The sequence below is a fragment of the Streptomyces sp. NBC_01304 genome (genome assembly GCF_035975855.1).
In the GTDB taxonomy this organism is placed as follows: domain Bacteria; phylum Actinomycetota; class Actinomycetes; order Streptomycetales; family Streptomycetaceae; genus Streptomyces.
Genome location: NZ_CP109055.1, coordinates 4516316 through 4533924, shown reverse-complemented (window position 1 = coordinate 4533924; position 17609 = coordinate 4516316). Strand labels below are relative to the sequence as shown.

Below are 17609 nucleotides of genomic sequence, written 5' to 3'. Positions count from 1 at the left end.
GACCCCTGCCTGGATAACGGCCTTCGGCCTCGTCCTCAAACGCCGGACGGGCTGGTTGTACCAGCCCGTCCGGCGTTTGAGGACACCGCCCGAAGGGCGGAAGGCTTCGCAGAATTTCGGGAAGGGGCGGGGTGGGGAATCAAAACGAACGGAAGGATCCACCCCTCATGGACGCCATCACAGTCATCCGCACCAAGCGCGACCGGGGCGAGCTCAGCCCCGAGCAGATCGACTGGGTGATCGACGCTTACACCCGCGGCGAGGTCGCCGATTACCAGATGGCCGCCCTCAACATGGCGATCCTGCTCAACGGCATGACCCGCGATGAAATCGCCCGTTGGACCGCCGCCATGATCAACTCCGGCGTCCGGATGGACTTCAGCACCCTCTCCCGCCCCACCGCCGACAAGCACTCCACCGGCGGCGTCGGCGACAAGATCACCCTCCCCCTCGCCCCGCTGGTCGCGGCGTGCGGCGCGGCGGTACCCCAGCTCAGCGGAAGGGGCCTCGGCCACACCGGCGGCACCCTCGACAAGCTCGAGTCGATCCCCGGCTGGCGCGCCCTGCTCTCCAACGAGGAGATGCTCAGCGTCCTCGACAGCACCGGCGCGGTGATCTGCGCGGCCGGCGACGGCCTCGCCCCCGCCGACAAGAAGCTGTACGCCCTGCGCGACGTCACCGGCACCGTCGAGGCGATCCCGCTGATCGCCTCCTCGATCATGTCGAAGAAGATCGCCGAGGGCACCGGCTCCCTCGTCCTCGACGTGAAGGTCGGCTCCGGCGCCTTCATGAAGACGATCGAGGACGCGCGCGAGCTCGCCTCCACGATGGTCGGCCTCGGCACGGACCACGGCGTCAAGACGGTCGCCCTGCTCACCGACATGGCCACCCCGCTCGGCCTGACCGCGGGCAACGCCCTCGAAGTCCGGGAATCCGTCGAGGTGTTGGCGGGCGGCGGCCCCCAGGACGTCATCGACCTGACCCTCGCCCTGGCCCGCGAGATGCTGGACGCGGCCGGTATCAAGGACGCCGACCCGGCGAAGGCCCTCGCGGACGGTTCGGCGATGGACGTCTGGCGTCGCATGATCGCGGCCCAGGGCGGCGATCCGGACGCCGAGCTCCCGGTGGCCCGCGAGCAGCACGTGGTCAAGGCCCCGGGGTCCGGCGTACTGACCCGCCTGGACGCGTACGACATCGGCGTCGCCGCCTGGCGCCTGGGCGCGGGCCGGGCCCGCAAGGACGACCCGGTGCAGGCGGGCGCGGGCGTCGAACTCCACGCCAAGCCGGGCGAGACGGTGACCGAGGGCCAGCCCCTCATGACCCTGCACACGGATACGCCGGAGCGGTTCGAGTACGCGCTGGAGTCGCTGGGTTCGGCGTACGACGTGGCGGCGCCGGGCACGGCTCACACGTCGACCCCCGTCGTGCTGGAACGTATCGCCTGATCAGGGGGCTTTCTCGATCGGGTGAACGGGACCGGTGGACCTCCACCGGTCCCGTTCGGCATGCTGGACTCGGTGACGCACCGATAGAGGAGACCGCCATGAGCGCACTCACCGTCGACCACGACCCCAACCAGGGTTGGGGCGACCTTGTCCGGTTCTGGGAGGAGTCGGACTGGCCCGAGGGCTGCAAGGTGGAGATCATCGAGGGGATCATCACCGTGTCACCAGCTCCTGCCGCAGCACACAACATCATTGCTTGGAAAACGCAGCGTCAGCTGACATCGGTGATTCCTGAAGATTGGGGCATCTTTCAGACGCTTGCTGTCGCCATCCCTTACCGCCTCGGTCTTTATATTCCCGACCTGGTGGTGGCACCTGAGGGCTACTTGCAGGAGGGGACCTATATCCCGGCTGCTGTGGCTGAGCTCGTTGTCGAGATCACCTCGCAATCCAACGCGCGCCACGATCGAATCAGCAAGCCCGCTGGCTACGCGGCGGCAGGCATTCCGCTCTACCTCCTCATTGACCGTTGGGCTCCCAAAGGCCCCACTGTCACGCTCTACGGCGAACCGAAGGGCGATGTGTACCACGTCCTGCAAGCCGTGAAGTTCGGTGAAGAGATCAACCTTCCCGAACCCTTCAACCTCACCCTCAACACCACGGGCTTTCCCGTCGACTGACGGCTGGCGCCCGGAACCGATGAGTTCCAGGCGCCCCCCAGGTCAACCCTTCATGACCCCACCCACCCCGATCACCCTCACCCTCGCCGCCCGCCCCGCCAAGGCCGACACCCCAGCCCTCTGCGCCCAGCTCAGCGCATGCCTGACCAGCACCGGAGCCACCGACGTCATCTGCGACGTCGGGCGGGTGACGCAGCCGGACCTCGCCGTCGTCGACGCGCTGGCCCGGCTCAAGCTGACCTCGCGCAGAGCCGGCGCCAGGATGCGGATCCGGGATCCCGCACCCCGGCTGCTCCAACTCCTCGGCCTGGTCGGCCTGTTGGACCTAGTCGACGTCGAGGTGGTCGGGGAACCCGAAGAGCGGGAACCAGCGCTCGGTGTCCAGGAAGGCATTGAGGCCGACGATCTTCCCCCCTGAGAGCTCGATGACCTGCAGCGCCCACGGCGTGAGCCGGGATGCGTCCTCGGGGTCCGGCTTGTACTGCGCGAAGGCCGGCATGCCGTTCGCCACCGTCGGCAGCAGTCGCGAGCCCTTGCAGCCGATGCCCTGGTTGATGTGCCAGGCGATGATGTCGTCGTGCCCGGTCAGCCACAGGTCGAACGGCGGCATGGACAGGACGGCGTCCTCGGCCAGCAGTGAGGTCAGCAGATCCATGTCGTACCCCTCGAACGCCGCCACATAGCGGTTGAGGAGCTGCTGCTGGTCCTCGTCCAGGGGGTCCGCCGCGTCCGTCTCGCGGATGCCGTGCGCCTCGATGGTCGCGCGGGCCCGCTGCAGTGCGCTGTTCACCGAGGCGATCGAGGTGTCGAGGAGCTCGGCCACCTCGGCGGCCTTCCAGGCCAGGACCTCGCGCAGGATGAGCACGGCCCGCTGCTTGGCGGGCAGGTGCTGCATGGCGGACATGAAGGCGAGCCGCACCGACTCGCGCGCCATCGTGGTCTCGGCCGGGTCCGCGCTCGACGGCAGGATCCGGCCGTCCGGGACGGGCTCCAGCCAGGTGACCTCCGACCGCTCGTTCAGCACGGCGGTCGCCTGGTGGCCCTGGTCGGTCAGGTCCATCGGCCGGGCCCGCTTGTTCCCCGCGTTCAGCAGGTCCAGGCAGACGTTCGTCGCGATGCGGTACAGCCAGGACCGCAGCGAGGAGCGGCCCTCGAAGCGTTCGTACGCCTTCCACGCGCGGACGAACGTGTCCTGTACCGCGTCCTCCGCGTCGAAGCCCGAACCGAGCATCCGGTAGCAGTACCCGGTCAGCTCGGTCCGGTACTTCTTCATCCCGGCGTCCAGGTCCAGGTCGAGGTCCGGCGCGGACTTCGTGTTCGCCGTGGTCGCCGCTGCTTCTCGCGAATCGTTCATCGGGTCCCGCCCCTGTAGCCCTCGGATGCCTTCGATGCCAACACCCGGGAAGCTACAGGACCCCACTGACAATCGCCTCTGAGCAGCGAAAACCCATGCAGAACACTTGACTTGGACCCTCGGACGGGCTTCTGACTGTTTCCGATCACGTGCCGGGCTTGCGCCCGTACACGTATACGTCGTCACCCTTCTTCAGCAGCGACCAGTACTTCTTCGCGTCGTCCTTGCGCATGTTCACGCACCCGCCCGACCCCGGCGGCGACCACACGCTCTTGTCGACCTGGTGGAAGGCGATCCCGCCGTCGAAGAACTGTGAGTACGGCATCCACACCTTGTAGATCGTCGACCAGTGGTTGATCTTCCGGAGGTAGATCTTCTTCGCACCGGTCCGGGTCTCCGCGCCATTGCGTCCGGTACGCACCGGCACCGGCCCGTACACGAGCCGGGAGCCGTCCTGTACCCAGCTGATCTGCAGCGTCAGGTTCACGCAGGCGATCCGGCCCTTGTTCACCGGGCACTTGCCGGCCTTGTTGGGGTTGTCGCCGACGGCCTTCTGCTTGTTCATCAGGTCCATCACGCCCCAGGTGACGGGTCCCGCGTAGCCGATGTTCGGCTTGATGAGGTGCTTGGTCTGGAACGCGCGGATCGCCTTGCAGTCCGTCGCCGACTGCTTGCCGTCCACCGGCCGGCCGAGGAACTTCTCGACCTGCTTCTGGTACGGGCCCGTGCTGGTCGTGCAGCTCGCGGCCTGCGCCGTCCCGCTGCCGACCACCAGGGTCAGCGGGGTCAGCAGCCCCGCGAGCCCCAGCGTGATGCCGACTCGTCTGCCGGTCGGTGCCTTGCCTGATATCGCTGATATGCCCCTCATGGCGTGCCTTCTTTCCGCCCCGTGGCCGCATGGCCGAATCCCTGCTGGTTGGATGCCCGAGAGGGATGCCGAGTTGTACGGAAAAGAGAGGCAAATCAAGCAAGTTATGTACGAATGAGGGACGTTGCGGGAACCCGCCGCCGAATCTGCGCCACCCGTTCCACTCGTGCCACATGCGACCCGTAGAGCGTCACGGACACCACACCGAGGACCGCGACCAGACCGAGGAGCACCGTCCCCGCCCAGCCCACCGCGTGGAAGGCGATCGCGCCTAGCGTGCCGCCCGCGCTGGAGCCCAGGTAGTACGCCGACTGGTAGAGCGCGGACGCCTGCGCCCGCCCCTCCTTGGCCGTCCGGCTCACCGAGGACGAGGCCACCGCGTGCCCCGCGAAGAACCCGGCCGTGATCAGCACGAGCCCGAGCAGCACGGCGTACAGGGAATCGGAGAGCGAGAGCAGCAGCCCGCCCGCGGTCGTGCCCACGGCCAGATACAGCGCCCCGCGCCGCCCGAGCCGCGCCACCAGCTTGCCGGCCGCCGCCGACGAGACCGTACCGACGAGATAGACCAGGAAGATCGAGCCCACGATGCCCTGCGGAAGGGAGAAGGGGGCCTCGACGAGCCGGTAGCCGATCACCGTGTAGACCGCGCCGAAGACGGTCATGAACAGCGCGCCTATCGCGTACAGCCGGCAGAGCAGCGGATTGGCGAGGTGTGCGCGTACGGTCCGCGCCAGGTCCCGCGGCCGCAGCGAACCGGCCGTGAAGTGCTGAGGCTTGGGAAGCAGTACGCGGAAGACGAGTGCGCAGACCAGGGCCATGAGCCCGACCGCCGCGAGCGCCGCCCGCCAGCCCCACGCCTGGGCGACCCATCCGGTGAGTACGCGGCCGCTCATGCCGCCGATGGAGTTCCCCGCCACGAACAGTCCGATCGCGGCGATCAGCGCCTTCGGCCGTACCTCCTCCGCGAGATACGCCATCGCGGAGGCCGGCAGCCCGGCGAGTGCGGCCCCCTGTACGGCGCGCAGCGCCACCAGCCACTCCAGGTTGGGCGCGAACGGCACGAGCAGTCCCACGCCGACCGCCACCGAGAGCGAGACGGTCATCAGGGTCCGCCGCCCGAACCGTTCGGACAGGGCGCTGAGCGGGAGGACGAAGAGAGCCAGTGCGCCGGTCGCGGCCGAGACCGTCCAACTCGCCGTACCCGCCTCGACGTTGAAGGCCCCGGAGATCGCGGGGAGCAGCGCCTGCGTGGAGTAGAGCAGCGCGAAGGTGGCGAGGCCCGCGGCGAAGAGCGCGAAGCTCATCTTGCGGAAGCCCGGGCCGCCCGGGGCGAGGCGGGAGTCGGCCGACTCGGTGAGCTCGGTGAGTTCTGAGGGCGAGGGATCGGCTGTGCGGGCGCCCGCGTGGGTGGCGGACGCCCTGCTACTGGCAGGAGGCATGCTTCGAAAGTAGGGACGTACGGCTCATGCGTCCAATGCATGAACGAGCCATAATCCATCCCATGGTGCATGAGGGCAGGTCAGAGGCTCGGCTGTCGCAGAGTAGTTACGTTGAAGATCTGCATCGGCAGGCGGGGGCCGGTGCGGGGGCCGACATCACCGCGCTGCTCGCGCCGCGCCTCGCCCACTTCGCCGCCGTGGCCCGCACCGAGCACGTCACGCGGGCCGCCGCCGAACTGGGCATGCCGCAGTCGACCCTCTCCCGCTCCCTCGTACGGCTCGAAGAGGACCTGGGCGTCGACCTGTTCGCGCGCCGGGGCCGGACGGTGTCGCTCACGGCGGCCGGCCGTACCTTCCTCGCCTCCGTCGAGCGGGCGCTCGGGGAGGTGGAGCGGGCGGCGGACGAGGTGCGGGCGGACGCGGATCCCGGGGCCGGGAAGGTGGGGTTCGGGTTTCTGCACACGATGGGCTCGGAGACGGTGCCGGAACTGATCCGCGAGTTCCGGGTCGACCACCCCCGGGTGCGCTTCTCCCTCGTCCAGAACTACGGCGAGTGGATGCTGGAGCGGCTCCGCACCGGTGAGCTCGACCTGTGCCTGACCTCGCCGGTGCCGGACGCTCCGGACCTGGTGGCCCGGCGCCTGGACGAGCAGCGGCTGCGGCTCGTCGTGCCCTCGGACCATCGGCTGGCCTCGCGGCGACGCATCCGCCTGGCGGAGGCCGCGGAGGAAGCGTTCGTCACGCTTGAGCCCGCGTACGGGCTTCGCCGGATCACGGACGACCTGTGTGCGGAGGCCGGGTTCCGGCCTCGGGTGGCCTTCGAGGGGGAGGAGGCGGAGACCTTGCGTGGTCTGGTCGCGGCGGGGTTGGGGGTGGCGCTCCTCCCTCCGCCCGCCTTTGCTCGCCCGGGCGTGGTGGAGCTGACGGTGACTGCTCCTCGCGCTGTCCGCGAGATCGGGGTGGCGTGGCTGGACGGTCATCCGGATACGCCACCGGTGGCCGCGTTCAAGAAGTTCCTGCTGACCCGTCGTGGTCGGTTGCTCGCCTGATTCCCCCCACCCCGCCCCTTCCCGTAAGGCCGCCGCCGGCTTCAAAGATTGTCCTCAAACGCCGGACGGGCTGATTCATCTCTGATGAATCAGCCCGTCCGGCGTTTGAGGACACAGCTCCGCAGGATTTCGGGAAGGGGCGGGGAGGGGGAAGAGTCCCTACCTACGCAACGACCGCCCAAACCCGGAGGCAAGCGGCATGCGCAGCCCAAGCGGCGGCGGAGCCGCGAACGCGTCCGCGACCGGTCGCGAGAAGCCCCGCCCGTAAAGGGCGCCGAGAACGAAGTCCGCCGCCAGCGCGGCGACCTCCGCCCGATGCTGATACAACCCGTGGCCGTCCGAATGAACCTCGAACCGACAGGTCTCCCGGTTCGCCTTCTTCACCCGCTCCGCGAAGCGGAAGGACAACTCGGGATCGGTCCGTTCGTCGTTCGTGCCGTGCACGATCAAGACCCGGCGCCCACCCAACTGCCGCACCGGCTCAGCCGCCCCCGCCCGGTCGTCCTCGGGCAGCCAAGGCGCAATCGCAAGGACGGAGTTCACCGCCGTATGCCCACCCGCGCGCAGCGCGGCCCGCGCCCCCATGTCGACCCCGGCGAGACAGACCGGGACATCGCCGTAGCGACGTACGACCTCGTCCGCCGCCCACGAAGCATCCGCGGCCAGCCGCGCATCGGCCCCGCCCCACCCGCGGAAGCGGTAGTGCACCACGTGCGCGACCAGGCCCTCCTCGCGCCCGGCGCGCACCAGCCTGCGCCCCAGCGCGCGGACGCCGGCCACGGCGAGCGGGGAGGGGCGGCGCGCCGAGTCCTCCTCGCCGCTCGGCAACAGCAGGACCACACCACTGACCGCCTGGGGTTCCGCGCCGAGAAGGCGCCCAAGTCGGGCGTCACGTACCGGCATTGCTTGCTGTGCCATGACAGAACACTCTCAGAAGGCCAGGTGTACGGAACCCGGCCATGGGGTCACTGTTACGTATCGACAGTGGCCTCAATTCGATACCGAAGGGGCGCGATCTACGCGCGTAGGCGCTAGAGTGCGCAGATGACGAGCCAGACCAACAGCAACACCACTCCTGCCGCGAGCCCGGACCAGATCCGCCGGGCGCCCAAGGTGCTCCTGCACGACCACCTCGACGGGGGCCTGCGCCCCGGCACGATCATCGAGCTCGCCCGCGAGGTGGGCTACGAGAACCTTCCCGAGACCGAGGCGGACAAGCTCGGCGTCTGGTTCCGCGAGGCCGCCGACTCCGGGTCGCTGCCCCGCTACCTGGAGACCTTCGCCCACACCTGCGCCGTCATGCAGACCAAGGACGCGCTTCGGAGGGTCGCCGCCGAGTGCGCCGAGGACCTTGCCGAGGACGGCGTCGTGTACGCCGAGATCCGGTACGCGCCCGAGCAGCACCTGGAAGCGGGCCTCACCCTCGAAGAGGTCGTCGAGGCCGTGAACGAGGGGTTCCGGGAGGGCGAGCGCCGCGCGAAGGCGAACGGCCACCGGATCCGCGTGGGGGCTCTCCTGACCGCGATGCGGCACGCCGCCCGCGCCCTGGAGATCGCCGAACTCGCCAACCGCTACCGCGACTTGGGCGTCGTCGGCTTCGACATCGCGGGTGCCGAGGCAGGCTTCCCTCCCACCCGCCACCTCGACGCCTTCGAATACCTGAAGCGCGAGAACAACCACTTCACCATCCACGCCGGCGAGGCCTTCGGCCTGCCGTCCATCTGGCAGGCCCTGCAGTGGTGCGGCGCCGACCGGCTCGGCCACGGCGTGCGCATCATCGACGACATCAAGGTGTCGGACGACGGCTCGGTGCAGCTGGGGCGCCTCGCTTCGTACGTACGCGACAAGCGCATCCCGCTCGAGATGTGCCCGACGTCCAACCTGCAGACGGGCGCGGCCACCTCGTACGCCGACCACCCCATCGGCCTGCTCCGCAAGCTGCACTTCCGGGCCACGGTCAACACCGACAACCGCCTGATGAGCGGCACCAGCATGAGCCGCGAGTTCGAGCACCTGGTCTCGACCTTCGGGTACACGCTCGACGACATGCAGTGGTTCACAGTCAATGCGATGAAATCAGCGTTCATTCCTTTCGATGAACGACTTGCCATGATCAATGACGTGATCAAGCCCGGCTATGCCGAGCTGAAGTCCGAATGGCTGTTCCGGCAGACCGCCTCGACCAGCGGATCTGTGGCCGAACAGGCCTGATCGCAGCGCAGGGAGAAGGGCCGGGACCACAAGGTCCCGGCCCTTTTCGGCTGTTTGCGGGTGTGCCTTGAGCATGGCTAGCTTGCGGGACCGCTCAAGAACGTCGAGTTCCGTGTCGATCCCCAAGTACGCACAAGTACGCCAAGTACCCCGTCGCAAGGACGTATTCACCATGAAGCAGTCTGCCAAGACCCTCGGTGTCGCCGCGCTCGGCGCCGCATTCGCCGTCGCAGGTGCCGGCGTTGCCCAGGCCGTGCCCGCCGTGCCCGCCGTCCCGGACGCCGCGGCGGTGGTCGGCTCGGTGACCGACACGCTGCCGGTCGAGCAGGCCGCGAAGACGCTGCCCGCGGGTGGCGCGGAGTCCCTGTCCGCGGGGCAGAACGCGCTCGCCAGCAGCCTCAGCACCGCCAAGCCCACCATCGACCAGACCGCCCCCGCGGTGCTGCCCGCCGACAGCAACCCCCTCGAGGGCCTGCTCGGCGGCCTGCCGGTCAAGGAGCTCCCGGTCAGCCAGGACCTGGGCGGGCTGCCGGTCAGCGGTGCGGGCGGCGGGCTGCCGGTCGGCCTCAGCTGACTCCCTCGGCTGCCCTTCCGGGCAGGACGCGCAGAGGCCGACCGGGCGGTTGCCGGTCGGCCTCTGCGTACGTATGGGGGTGTGTCTCGGTCCGGCTCCGGGGCCTACCAGGCGGCGGTGGCGTTCTTCTCGGCCGGGAGCAGCGCCCACAGCGCCAGGTAGAGCAGGAACTGGGGGCCGGGCAGCAGGCAGGACACGAGGAAGATCACGCGCATCGTGGTCGCGGAGGTGCCGAAGCGCCTTGCGAGCGCTGCGCAAACTCCGCCGATCATCCGTCCGTTCTGGGGGCGGGCAAGGGCGGTCATGGTGGGCTCCTTCGTGAACCGTGGTGAGGCTGCCTGTGTGCTGCCTTCGATGTTTCAAAGGTACGTTCGCGAAGGGGGTCGAAGCATCGGACTACGGGGCGATACCGACCCTGGGAATCGTCGGGGTCGGCCCCTGAGATCCCTCGTCCCGGGGGAGGGGGGACAGGACTCCGCCCTCCGTACGGCGGCGTAGCCGGCCCCGCACCGCGGGTACGACGGCGAGATGCGCGAGCGCGACCCCCACGGTGTTCAGGAGCAGCGAGTCCACGTCCACGACCTGTCCGGGCACCCCGGTCTGCAGCAGCTCGATGGCGAGGGAGATCATCGCGCCCGCGGCGACCGTACGCGCCAGCGACGCCAGCGGTGACACGAGCAGCCGGCCCCCGGCCAGCGGAAGCAGCACCCCGAGCGGTGCGAGCAGCAGCAGCCCCGAACCGATCCGGCGGAACGCCTCACCGGCCCCGAGCGCCAGATCCGCCTTGATCGCGGCGAGTGGCTGGAGATTGGCCGGGCTGACCCAGGGCACGTCTATGGGCCGCAGCGTGAACCAGCCGACGAGCAGAAGATGCACGGCGAGGATGGCGATTCCCGCCGCGCGGATGCGGATCGCGGTGGCACTGCCGCTCATTGCGGAGGCGCTGCCGCTTGATGCTGGACGCTGCACGTCCCCCAAGACGACAGGACTGGCAGGATCGGTTCCGTGCGTCCCCCTGGGGCTGCCGCCCCAGATTCCGCATGGGGGTACGGAGCACGACATCCGCGGGCCGGTGGGGGCTGGTCGCGCCCACGCGGCGGAGCCGCATATCGATACAGCCCCGCGCCCCTCCTCAGCCCACCGGCTCCGTGGGCGCCGGCGCAGACCCGGGCCGCTGTCGCACCGCCTCCGTGCACGCGTACTGCCGCAGCGGCGCCTCGCCCGGCCCCCCGAGGACCACCTTTCCCTCGCCGGTGCCCGCCACGCTGTTCCCGAGGGTGCAGACGAGCTGGGCCAGGGCGAACGGGGTCAGCTGTTCCGGGGGCACGCTCAGGCGCAGGGCCGTGCGGGGGTCGTCCTTGCCGGGGCCGTCGATCGCCGTGCGGCCCTGTACGTCGGAGGTGAACCCGGCCTTCTGCTCGGCACCGGCCGGCTCCTCGCGCAGCTCGGCCAGGAGTGACTGGGCGACCTTCACGCGGTTCCCGGCCTGGGCCGGCGTCAGCTGCACCGTCCGGTCCACGTGGACCAGCTGGGAGCCGCACACCAGGAAGATCTGGGTGGGAGTGCCGTCACGCCCCGACTGCGCCGCCACGCTCGCCGTGGAGGTGATGCAGGGCACGCGCGAGGGCGCCGCCCCGAAGTCGGTCGGCACCTCGGTCGCCCGGATCCCGCAGGCGCCGAGCGCCGCCAGGCCGAGCCCGAGGGCCAACGCGGCCCTCAGCCCCTTGCGTACGCTCACAGCGTGTCTCCCTCGGCCTGCTCAGACTCCACTGTGTCGTCGTACGCGCGCGGCAGCCGCAGTGTGAACACCGCGCCGCCCTCGGGGGAGTTGGCGGCCGTGATCTCGCCGCCGTGGATGTGCGCGTTCTCCAGCGCGATGGAGAGCCCGAGCCCGCTGCCCTCGGACCGCGGCCGCGAGGCGCTGGCCTTGTAGAAGCGGTCGAAGACGTGCGGCAGGACCTCCTCGGGGATGCCCGGACCGTGGTCGCGTACCGAGATCACCAGGTCCTCGCCCTCCTTGCGCACGGAGACGCGCACCGGTGAGCCGCCGTGCTTCAGCGCGTTCCCGATCAGGTTGGCCAGGATGACGTCCAGGCGGCGCGGATCGACGCGGACCATGATGCCGCGCTCGGCGTCCAGGTCGACGGCGTCCAGCCAGGCGCGGGTGTCGATGCAGGCGGTGATCTGGTCGGCGATGTCGACGTAGTCGAGGACGAGCTTGGCGGTGCCCGCGTCGAAGCGGGTGACTTCCATCAGGTTCTCGACGAGGTCGTTGAGCCGGCGCGTCTCGCTCACCACCAGATTCACGGCGGGCGCGATCATCGGGTCGAGGGTGTCGGCCTCTTCCTCAAGGACCTCGGTGACGGCGGTGATCGCGGTCAGCGGCGTACGCAGCTCGTGGGACATGTCGGCCACGAAGCGACGGCTGGACTCCTCGCGGGCGCTCATGTCCGCGACCTTCTTCTCCAGGGACGCGGCCGTGGAGTTGAACGTCCGTGCCAGCTCGGCCAGTTCGTCCGTGCCGGAGACCCTCAGCCGGGTGTCCAGCTTGCCCTCGCCGAGCCTGCGCGCCGCGACCCCGAGCCGGTGCACCGGCTTGAGCACGGTCGTCGCCGCGGCCTGCGCGAGCAGCGCGGCACCCACCAGGGCGAGCGCGGTCGCGATCCCGAGGGACCAGGCAAGGGAGTTGAGGTCCTTTGCCTCCGGCTCCAGCGACTTGAGCATGTACCCGGTCGGCCCGTTGGCCGACACCTTGGCGCCGCCCACCAGATAGGGCTCGCCCTGCTCGACCTTGCGCTGCCAGAACAGGTGGTACTCGTCGTTCTCGCCGGAGCCGCCGCGCTGCGGCTTGTTCACCGCTTCCTGCAGGGATTTCGGTACGTCGGCGGGCGTGAAGACATCCAGGTCGGAGTTGCCGGACACGGGCTTGCCGTCCGCCTTCTCGCCGATCAGCAGGACGCTGTAGCCCTGACTGGTGTTGGCCATGTCATGGGCGGCCCGCTCCAGCTCGTCCTTGGTCGGGTCGGGCGGCAGGGTGGCGGCGTGGTCCTCCATCGCCTGGCCGAAGTCGTTCAGCGCGGCGTCCTGGGTACGCGTCAGGACGGCCTCGCGGTTCAGCCAGTACGCGATGCCGGAGGCCGAGACGGCGGCCGTCAGGGCGACCAGGCCGAACACGACGACGAGCCGCAGCCGCAGGCTGGTGAAGCGCAGCCCGGCGAGGACGGCCTTGCTCCACACCTTGCGGGACGTACTGGGCGTGGACGTACTCGATGCCGACGTACCCGATCTCGCAGAGGTCACTGAGGCGAGTCCAGCCGGTAGCCCACCCCGCGCACCGTGCGGATCAGCGTCGGCGAGGACGGTACGTCCTCCACCTTCGCCCGCAGCCGCTGCACACACGCGTCCACCAGACGCGAGTCCCCGAGATAGTCGTGCTCCCAGACGAGACGGAGCAACTGCTGGCGGGACAGGGCCTGTCCGGGCCGCCGTGACAGTTCGAGGAGCAACCGCAGCTCGGTCGGCGTGAGTTGCAGGTCCTCCCCGTCCTTGGTCACGGTCATCGCGGACCGGTCGATGACGAGCGACCCGAAGACCGCCGCGTCGTTCGCCTCCCGCTCACCACGGCGGAGCACGGCCCGGATGCGGGCGTCGAGCACCCGCCCCTGCACCGGCTTCACCACGTAGTCGTCCGCGCCCGACTCCAGGCCGACGACCACGTCGATGTCGTCGCTGCGGGCGGTCAGCAGGATGATCGGCAACTGGTCCGTGCGCCGGATTCGCCGGCACACCTCGAACCCGTCGATGCCGGGCAGCATGACGTCGAGGACGATCAGATCGGGCCGCTGCTCGCGCAACAGCTTCAGACCGTCCTCGCCAGTGGCGGCTGTGGACACACGATGCCCCTGGCGCGTCAGCGACAGCTCAAGGGCCGTGCGGATGGCGTCGTCGTCTTCGATCAGCAACAGGGAAGGCACGGTGGTCATTCTGTCCCATGGCACGGGCGGGTTTCGACAGTTGGAGCGCTCCCATACATCTCCCCCTACAACTCCCACATTCAACCTTCGCCTGTTGCAGGGCTGTGACAGTCGGCGGACAGGTCGATGAAAGTCCCCGGGCAAGCTTTTGCTCACACGGAACAACACAGCACGGCCGGACTTCCACGACGGGGGGCGCGAGATGAACACGCTGCACAGCACCAGCTCAAGCGCAGTTGTCACGCGTCTGCACGACGTCGTACGGACCACGGGGAACGGTCACAGTGAGAAGTCCGGTGCCGTGAGCGGGCGGGGGTGCGCTCGCGGCATCGGGCGTCAGCACACCGGTTACATGACGGTGGTTGACGCACACGGGGGCAACAACGGGGGAGCAGCGTACGGGGAGGGCTCGGGGGAGCAGACTTCCTTGTCGGAGGCGGAATTCACCGCTTACGTCCAGGAACGTCGCGCCTCCCTGTACGCAACCGCCTACCACCTGACCGGTGACCGGTTCGAGGCCGAGGACCTGCTGCAGAGCGCACTGTTCTCGACGTACCGGGCCTGGGACCGGATCAGCGACAAGGCCGCGGTCGGCGGATATCTCCGCCGCACCATGACAAACCTGCACATCAGCGCGTGGCGTCGCCGCAAGCTGAACGAATACCCGACCGAGGAGCTGCCGGAGACGGCGGGCGACACGGACGCGATGCGCGGCACCGAGCTGCGCGCGGTTCTCTGGCAGGCCCTGACCCGCCTTCCCGAACTGCAGCGCACGATGCTGGTCCTTCGCTACTACGAAGGCCGCACGGACCCGGAGATCGCGGACATCCTCGACATCAGCGTGGGCACGGTGAAGTCCAGCATCTGGCGCTCTTTGCGCCGGCTGCGCGAGGACGAGGTCCTCAGCTTCGGCCGTGACCAGGAGGAATCCTTCGGCGAGCTGGTCGCCTAGGCACCGGCAAGCAGGGGGTAACGGGGACCCGCCGCTCCGGGGGGATGCGGCGGCAGCACGGGGGAAGTACGGGGGATCACGGGGGATCTTCCGGGGGGAACACGGGGAAAGTACAGCGGGACCGGAAGGCCGGGGGGTCTTTCCGGTCTCGCTGTTTTTATGTCTGCGTTTCTTGCGCTTACGCCTACGCGGCTGAGGTGCGGGCCTTCACGCAGCGCCCCGCCGCAGCCGCGGCAAGCCGCCCCAGCGCCTCTTCCTTGCCGCACGGGTGCGCGCCGAGCGACGTCTGGCGGGCCACGATCGCCCGCTCGGAGCGCATCAGGCGCCAGCCCCGGCGCAACAGGAACGGCACGGACTTGCGGCCTTCCCTGAGGTCCCGGAGCAGCCGCCGGCGGAAGGTCGTCGAGGGCCGCCCGCGCAGGCACAGGGCATCGGCGAGCACACCGAGCTCACGGCAGCGCTCCACGATGTCGGCGGCGAAGATGCCCTCCGCGATGAACAGGGGCGTGCGCTCGATGTCGAGCGCCTCCGCGCCCACCCGTGAGCTGGTGGCGATGTCATAGACCGGTACGCGGGTACGTCCCGTGCGGCACAGCTCGACGACCGCGGCGACGGCGACGTCCGCGTCCCAGGACCGCGAGGAGTCCCAGTCGATGTCCGTACCGCCTGCCACCACGGGCAGCGTCGGATCGTCGGCTTCTTTGTAGAAATCGTCGAGACGCAGCACGGGCAGGCCCGAGAGGGCGGCCAGTCGCGACTTGCCGGCGCCGGAAGGGCCGGTCAGCAGCACGACGCGCGTGGGTATCGGGGGATGGGCGCTCACAGGACACCAGTGTGAGGCATTGCGCCGCCCAGGCGACCCCACGGGGTGGCCTTTGAAACGTGCGTCACACCTCAACTACGCTACGTGCCCGCACGATTACCCTCGCCGGACCGACAGGTGGCGCTCCTCATGGCACGACACGCAGCACCCAAGAACGCATCCACTACAGCCCCTCGCGGGCTGCTCCGCGCGGGCCTGACCGTGACCCTCGCGGGGGCGGCCCTCGGCGGCGCGAGCGGGTTCGCTTCCGCGGCGCCGGTCGGGGTGAGCCAGGCGATCGGCCTGTCCACGCCGCTGGGCGACTTCGACGCGTCGACGCCTGGGGAGGCGCTGACGAAGGCCGTCCAGCACTCCGCCGCGGGTGGGCTCGCGCCGGCGAAGCGGCTCCGGATCGACCCGCTGGCCGGGACGGGGGTCGACCCGCTCGACAACGCGGTGGGCACGCAGGTCGCGGACTTCAAGCCGGTGAGCTCGGCGGCGCTCACGGGTCCGCTGGCCTCGGGGGGCTCCCTGGACGACGTCCCGCTGGTGGGCCCGGCCACGGGGTTGCTGCCGGGCTGATTTCTTCCCCTCCCCGCCCCTTCCCGTAAGGCTGCCGCCGGCTGCAAAGACTGTCCTCAAACGCCGGACGGGCTGACTTTGTCAGCCCGTCCGGCGTTTGAGGCCCGCGGCGGAGCCGCAAATGTCACTGTCGGGAAGGGGCGGGGTGGGGAATCAATCCCTCCCACGCAGCGGCACCTCACGAATCAGCCAAGCCACCGCAAAGGTCACCGCGCACAGCGCAGCCGTACCGAGAGCGACCCCGTGCAACCCGTCGACCACGCCCGACCGAAACGCGGACTGAGCCGCGACCGGCAGGTCATGGAGCTGGGAGGGCGTGAGCTCTCCCGACAGCGCCGGCAGCCGGCTCGCGAAGACGGACCCAAGGACCGCCACCCCCAACGAGCCCCCGACCGTGCGCAGCAGGGTCTGGGTCCCACTGGCGGCACCCATGTCCCGAGGCTCCGCACTGTTCAAGGTGATGAGCATCGTCGGCTGCATCAGACACCCGACCCCCACCCCGAGCACCAGCGTCAGACACGACGCGACCCACGCGGCGGTGGACAGGCCGAGCAGCAGCAGCGCCAACGCCCCCACCGTGGCGAGCGCCCCACCCGCGATGGGGTAGACCCGGTACCCGCCTCCCGCCGCGACCCGCCGCCCGATGGCGAGCTGCGCCCCGATCATGCCGAGCATCAGCGGAATGAGCAGCAGCCCGCTCACCGTCGACGACGTGCCCTGCACGAACTGCATGTACTGCGGCAGATAGCTCGCCCCGGCCATCATCGCCGCGCCCGTGACGAAGCTCAGGACCTGCGCCACCGAGAAGTTCCGGTCCCGGAACAGCCGGGGCGGGATCACCGGCTCGGCGGCCCGCCGCTCGACCCTGACGAACCAGGCGAGCGCACCCGCCGACAGCAGGGCGAGCCCGAGGATCTGCGGTGAGGCCCAGGCGTACCGCGTACCGCCCCAGCTGCCGAGCAGCGTCAGGGCGAGGATCGCCGAGGTGAGCAGCCCCACGCCCGCGAGGTCGACGCGTGCCTTGATCCGCTCGGCGCGCAGCCGCACCCCGACCCCGATGATGGCGAGCGCCACGGCGCCGACCGGGACGTTGACGTAGAACACCCAGCGCCAGTCCAGATGGTCGGTGAGGAAGCCGCCGACCAGCGGGCCGCCGAGGAGCGCGAGGGGCATCATCACGCCGATCAGCGCCTGCGAGCGCCCTGCCTCGGCCGGCGGGAGCAGCGTCCCGATGAGGGAGAGCGCACCCACGAACAGCCCGCCCGCGCCGACCCCCTGCACGGCCCGGAACGCGATCAACTGCCCCATGTCCTGGGCGACTCCGCACAGTACGGATCCGGCGAGGAACAGCACGATCGACGCGAGGTAGCTGCCCTTGCGGCCGTAGAGGTCGCCGAGCTTCCCCCAGATCGGCGTGGACACGGCCGTGGTGAGCAGATAGGCGGTGATCACCCAGGACAGCTGGTCGAGCCCGCCGAGCTCACCGACGATCGTCGGCAGTGCGGTGCCGACGATGGTGCCGTCGAGCGTGGCGAGGATGATGCCGAGCAGCAGCCCGATGATGACGAGCCGCGAGGGCGGGGCATCCGACTGGGGGACCTCGGCTCTGGCAACTTCTTTCACTTCCGTACGCGGGTTCACGGCTTCCCCTCCTGAACGTTCCTGAATGGTGACGGCGA

Annotated in this window: 19 protein-coding genes; 8 read left to right on the top strand and 11 right to left on the bottom strand. The window is 69.7% G+C overall.

Features of this window, described 5'->3' with window-relative positions; genetic code table 11:
• Nucleotides 1-167: 167 nt before the first annotated feature.
• The 3 genes from OG430_RS19745 (at nucleotide 168) to OG430_RS19735 (ending at nucleotide 2543) form a co-directional block, all read left to right on the top strand.
• Nucleotides 168-1445 carry a thymidine phosphorylase gene (locus OG430_RS19745; protein ID WP_327353869.1) on the top strand — a complete coding sequence of 426 codons (1278 nt, stop codon included), beginning with the start codon at nucleotides 168-170 and terminating at the stop codon, nucleotides 1443-1445.
• Between the two features lie 98 nt (nucleotides 1446-1543).
• A complete protein-coding gene (locus OG430_RS19740; protein ID WP_327353868.1) occupies nucleotides 1544-2125 on the top strand; it encodes a Uma2 family endonuclease in 582 nt (193 codons plus the stop codon).
• A 52-nt stretch (nucleotides 2126-2177) separates the two neighbouring features.
• Entirely contained in the window at nucleotides 2178-2543 is a 366-nt protein-coding gene (locus OG430_RS19735) for an STAS domain-containing protein (protein ID WP_327353867.1), read from the top strand.
• On the opposite strand, the gene OG430_RS19730 is transcribed toward OG430_RS19735, so the two are convergent.
• The 3 genes from OG430_RS19730 to OG430_RS19720 form a co-directional block, all read right to left on the bottom strand.
• Nucleotides 2451-3479 (bottom strand): sigma-70 family RNA polymerase sigma factor, encoded by a 1029-nt coding sequence (locus OG430_RS19730; protein ID WP_442816523.1) that lies wholly within the window; start codon nucleotides 3477-3479, stop codon nucleotides 2451-2453. The genes OG430_RS19735 and OG430_RS19730 overlap by 93 nt on opposite strands.
• Before the next feature lie 145 nt (nucleotides 3480-3624).
• A complete protein-coding gene (locus OG430_RS19725) occupies nucleotides 3625-4347 on the bottom strand; it encodes a L,D-transpeptidase family protein (RefSeq protein ID WP_327353866.1) in 723 nt (240 codons plus the stop codon).
• 104 nt (nucleotides 4348-4451) lie between these two features.
• A complete protein-coding gene (locus OG430_RS19720; protein WP_327353865.1) occupies nucleotides 4452-5786 on the bottom strand; it encodes an MFS transporter in 1335 nt (444 codons plus the stop codon).
• 62 nt (nucleotides 5787-5848) lie between these two features.
• On the opposite strand from OG430_RS19720, the gene OG430_RS19715 reads away from it, so the two are divergent.
• The gene (locus tag OG430_RS19715; protein WP_327353864.1) at nucleotides 5849-6835 is read left to right on the top strand and encodes a LysR family transcriptional regulator; all 987 of its coding nucleotides are present in this window, start codon (nucleotides 5849-5851) and stop codon (nucleotides 6833-6835) included.
• A gap of 159 nt (nucleotides 6836-6994) precedes the next feature.
• Here the strand turns inward: OG430_RS19715 and OG430_RS19710 are convergent, their stop codons facing one another.
• Entirely contained in the window at nucleotides 6995-7753 is a 759-nt protein-coding gene (locus tag OG430_RS19710; protein ID WP_327353863.1) for a prolyl oligopeptidase family serine peptidase, read from the bottom strand.
• Nucleotides 7754-7879: 126 nt separating this feature from the next.
• On the opposite strand from OG430_RS19710, the gene OG430_RS19705 reads away from it, so the two are divergent.
• Together OG430_RS19705 and OG430_RS19700 are read left to right on the top strand one after the other, a co-directional pair.
• Nucleotides 7880-9046: an adenosine deaminase gene (locus OG430_RS19705; protein ID WP_327353862.1), complete on the top strand. Its 1167-nt coding sequence runs from the start codon at nucleotides 7880-7882 to the stop codon at nucleotides 9044-9046.
• A 172-nt stretch (nucleotides 9047-9218) separates the two neighbouring features.
• Complete coding sequence (locus tag OG430_RS19700) at nucleotides 9219-9620, top strand: ATP-binding protein (protein ID WP_327353861.1); 402 nt, start codon at nucleotides 9219-9221, stop codon at nucleotides 9618-9620.
• A 104-nt stretch (nucleotides 9621-9724) separates the two neighbouring features.
• Here OG430_RS19700 and OG430_RS19695 read toward each other — a convergent pair whose 3' ends face one another.
• From OG430_RS19695 to afsQ1, 5 genes are all read right to left on the bottom strand, one after another.
• Nucleotides 9725-9925, bottom strand: a complete 201-nt coding sequence (locus tag OG430_RS19695; RefSeq protein ID WP_327353860.1) for a PspC domain-containing protein — start codon at nucleotides 9923-9925, stop codon at nucleotides 9725-9727.
• A gap of 91 nt (nucleotides 9926-10016) precedes the next feature.
• Nucleotides 10017-10553 carry a VanZ family protein gene (locus OG430_RS19690; protein ID WP_327353859.1) on the bottom strand — a complete coding sequence of 179 codons (537 nt, stop codon included), beginning with the start codon at nucleotides 10551-10553 and terminating at the stop codon, nucleotides 10017-10019.
• Between the two features lie 199 nt (nucleotides 10554-10752).
• Nucleotides 10753-11358, bottom strand: a complete 606-nt coding sequence (locus OG430_RS19685; RefSeq protein WP_327353858.1) for a hypothetical protein — start codon at nucleotides 11356-11358, stop codon at nucleotides 10753-10755.
• On the bottom strand, nucleotides 11355-13019 hold the full coding sequence (locus tag OG430_RS19680) for an ATP-binding protein (RefSeq protein WP_442816522.1): 1665 nt from the start codon (nucleotides 13017-13019) through the stop codon (nucleotides 11355-11357). The genes OG430_RS19685 and OG430_RS19680 overlap by 4 nt, the downstream gene beginning before the upstream one ends.
• The gene (gene afsQ1, locus OG430_RS19675) at nucleotides 12917-13594 is read right to left on the bottom strand and encodes a two-component system response regulator AfsQ1 (RefSeq protein WP_327353857.1); all 678 of its coding nucleotides are present in this window, start codon (nucleotides 13592-13594) and stop codon (nucleotides 12917-12919) included. Before afsQ1 ends, OG430_RS19680 begins: the two co-directional genes overlap by 103 nt.
• 202 nt (nucleotides 13595-13796) lie before the next feature.
• On the opposite strand from afsQ1, the gene OG430_RS19670 reads away from it, so the two are divergent.
• Entirely contained in the window at nucleotides 13797-14546 is a 750-nt protein-coding gene (locus OG430_RS19670) for a SigE family RNA polymerase sigma factor (RefSeq protein WP_327353856.1), read from the top strand.
• 184 nt (nucleotides 14547-14730) lie between these two features.
• Here the strand turns inward: OG430_RS19670 and OG430_RS19665 are convergent, their stop codons facing one another.
• Complete coding sequence (locus OG430_RS19665) at nucleotides 14731-15444, bottom strand: uridine kinase (RefSeq protein ID WP_442816521.1); 714 nt, start codon at nucleotides 15442-15444, stop codon at nucleotides 14731-14733.
• A gap of 54 nt (nucleotides 15445-15498) precedes the next feature.
• On the opposite strand from OG430_RS19665, the gene OG430_RS19660 reads away from it, so the two are divergent.
• On the top strand, nucleotides 15499-15930 hold the full coding sequence (locus OG430_RS19660) for a hypothetical protein (protein WP_327353854.1): 432 nt from the start codon (nucleotides 15499-15501) through the stop codon (nucleotides 15928-15930).
• Between the two features lie 153 nt (nucleotides 15931-16083).
• On the opposite strand, the gene OG430_RS19655 is transcribed toward OG430_RS19660, so the two are convergent.
• Nucleotides 16084-17571 (bottom strand): MDR family MFS transporter, encoded by a 1488-nt coding sequence (locus OG430_RS19655; RefSeq protein WP_327353853.1) that lies wholly within the window; start codon nucleotides 17569-17571, stop codon nucleotides 16084-16086.
• Between the last annotated feature and the right edge of the window lie 38 nt (nucleotides 17572-17609).

What these genes read in the sequence shown, in the direction of transcription:
- OG430_RS19745 (WP_327353869.1), top strand. Translation starts at nt 168, where the DNA reads ATGGACGCCATCACAGTCATCCGCACCAAGCGCGACCGGGGCGAGCTC.
- OG430_RS19740 (WP_327353868.1), top strand. Translation starts at nt 1,544, where the DNA reads ATGAGCGCACTCACCGTCGACCACGACCCCAACCAGGGTTGGGGCGAC.
- OG430_RS19735 (WP_327353867.1), top strand. Translation starts at nt 2,178, where the DNA reads ATGACCCCACCCACCCCGATCACCCTCACCCTCGCCGCCCGCCCCGCC.
- OG430_RS19730 (WP_442816523.1), bottom strand. Translation starts at nt 3,479, where the DNA reads ATGAACGATTCGCGAGAAGCAGCGGCGACCACGGCGAACACGAAGTCC.
- OG430_RS19725 (WP_327353866.1), bottom strand. Translation starts at nt 4,347, where the DNA reads ATGAGGGGCATATCAGCGATATCAGGCAAGGCACCGACCGGCAGACGA.
- OG430_RS19720 (WP_327353865.1), bottom strand. Translation starts at nt 5,786, where the DNA reads ATGCCTCCTGCCAGTAGCAGGGCGTCCGCCACCCACGCGGGCGCCCGC.
- OG430_RS19715 (WP_327353864.1), top strand. Translation starts at nt 5,849, where the DNA reads ATGGTGCATGAGGGCAGGTCAGAGGCTCGGCTGTCGCAGAGTAGTTAC.
- OG430_RS19710 (WP_327353863.1), bottom strand. Translation starts at nt 7,753, where the DNA reads ATGGCACAGCAAGCAATGCCGGTACGTGACGCCCGACTTGGGCGCCTT.
- OG430_RS19705 (WP_327353862.1), top strand. Translation starts at nt 7,880, where the DNA reads ATGACGAGCCAGACCAACAGCAACACCACTCCTGCCGCGAGCCCGGAC.
- OG430_RS19700 (WP_327353861.1), top strand. Translation starts at nt 9,219, where the DNA reads ATGAAGCAGTCTGCCAAGACCCTCGGTGTCGCCGCGCTCGGCGCCGCA.
- OG430_RS19695 (WP_327353860.1), bottom strand. Translation starts at nt 9,925, where the DNA reads ATGACCGCCCTTGCCCGCCCCCAGAACGGACGGATGATCGGCGGAGTT.
- OG430_RS19690 (WP_327353859.1), bottom strand. Translation starts at nt 10,553, where the DNA reads ATGAGCGGCAGTGCCACCGCGATCCGCATCCGCGCGGCGGGAATCGCC.
- OG430_RS19670 (WP_327353856.1), top strand. Translation starts at nt 13,797, where the DNA reads ATGAACACGCTGCACAGCACCAGCTCAAGCGCAGTTGTCACGCGTCTG.
- OG430_RS19660 (WP_327353854.1), top strand. Translation starts at nt 15,499, where the DNA reads ATGGCACGACACGCAGCACCCAAGAACGCATCCACTACAGCCCCTCGC.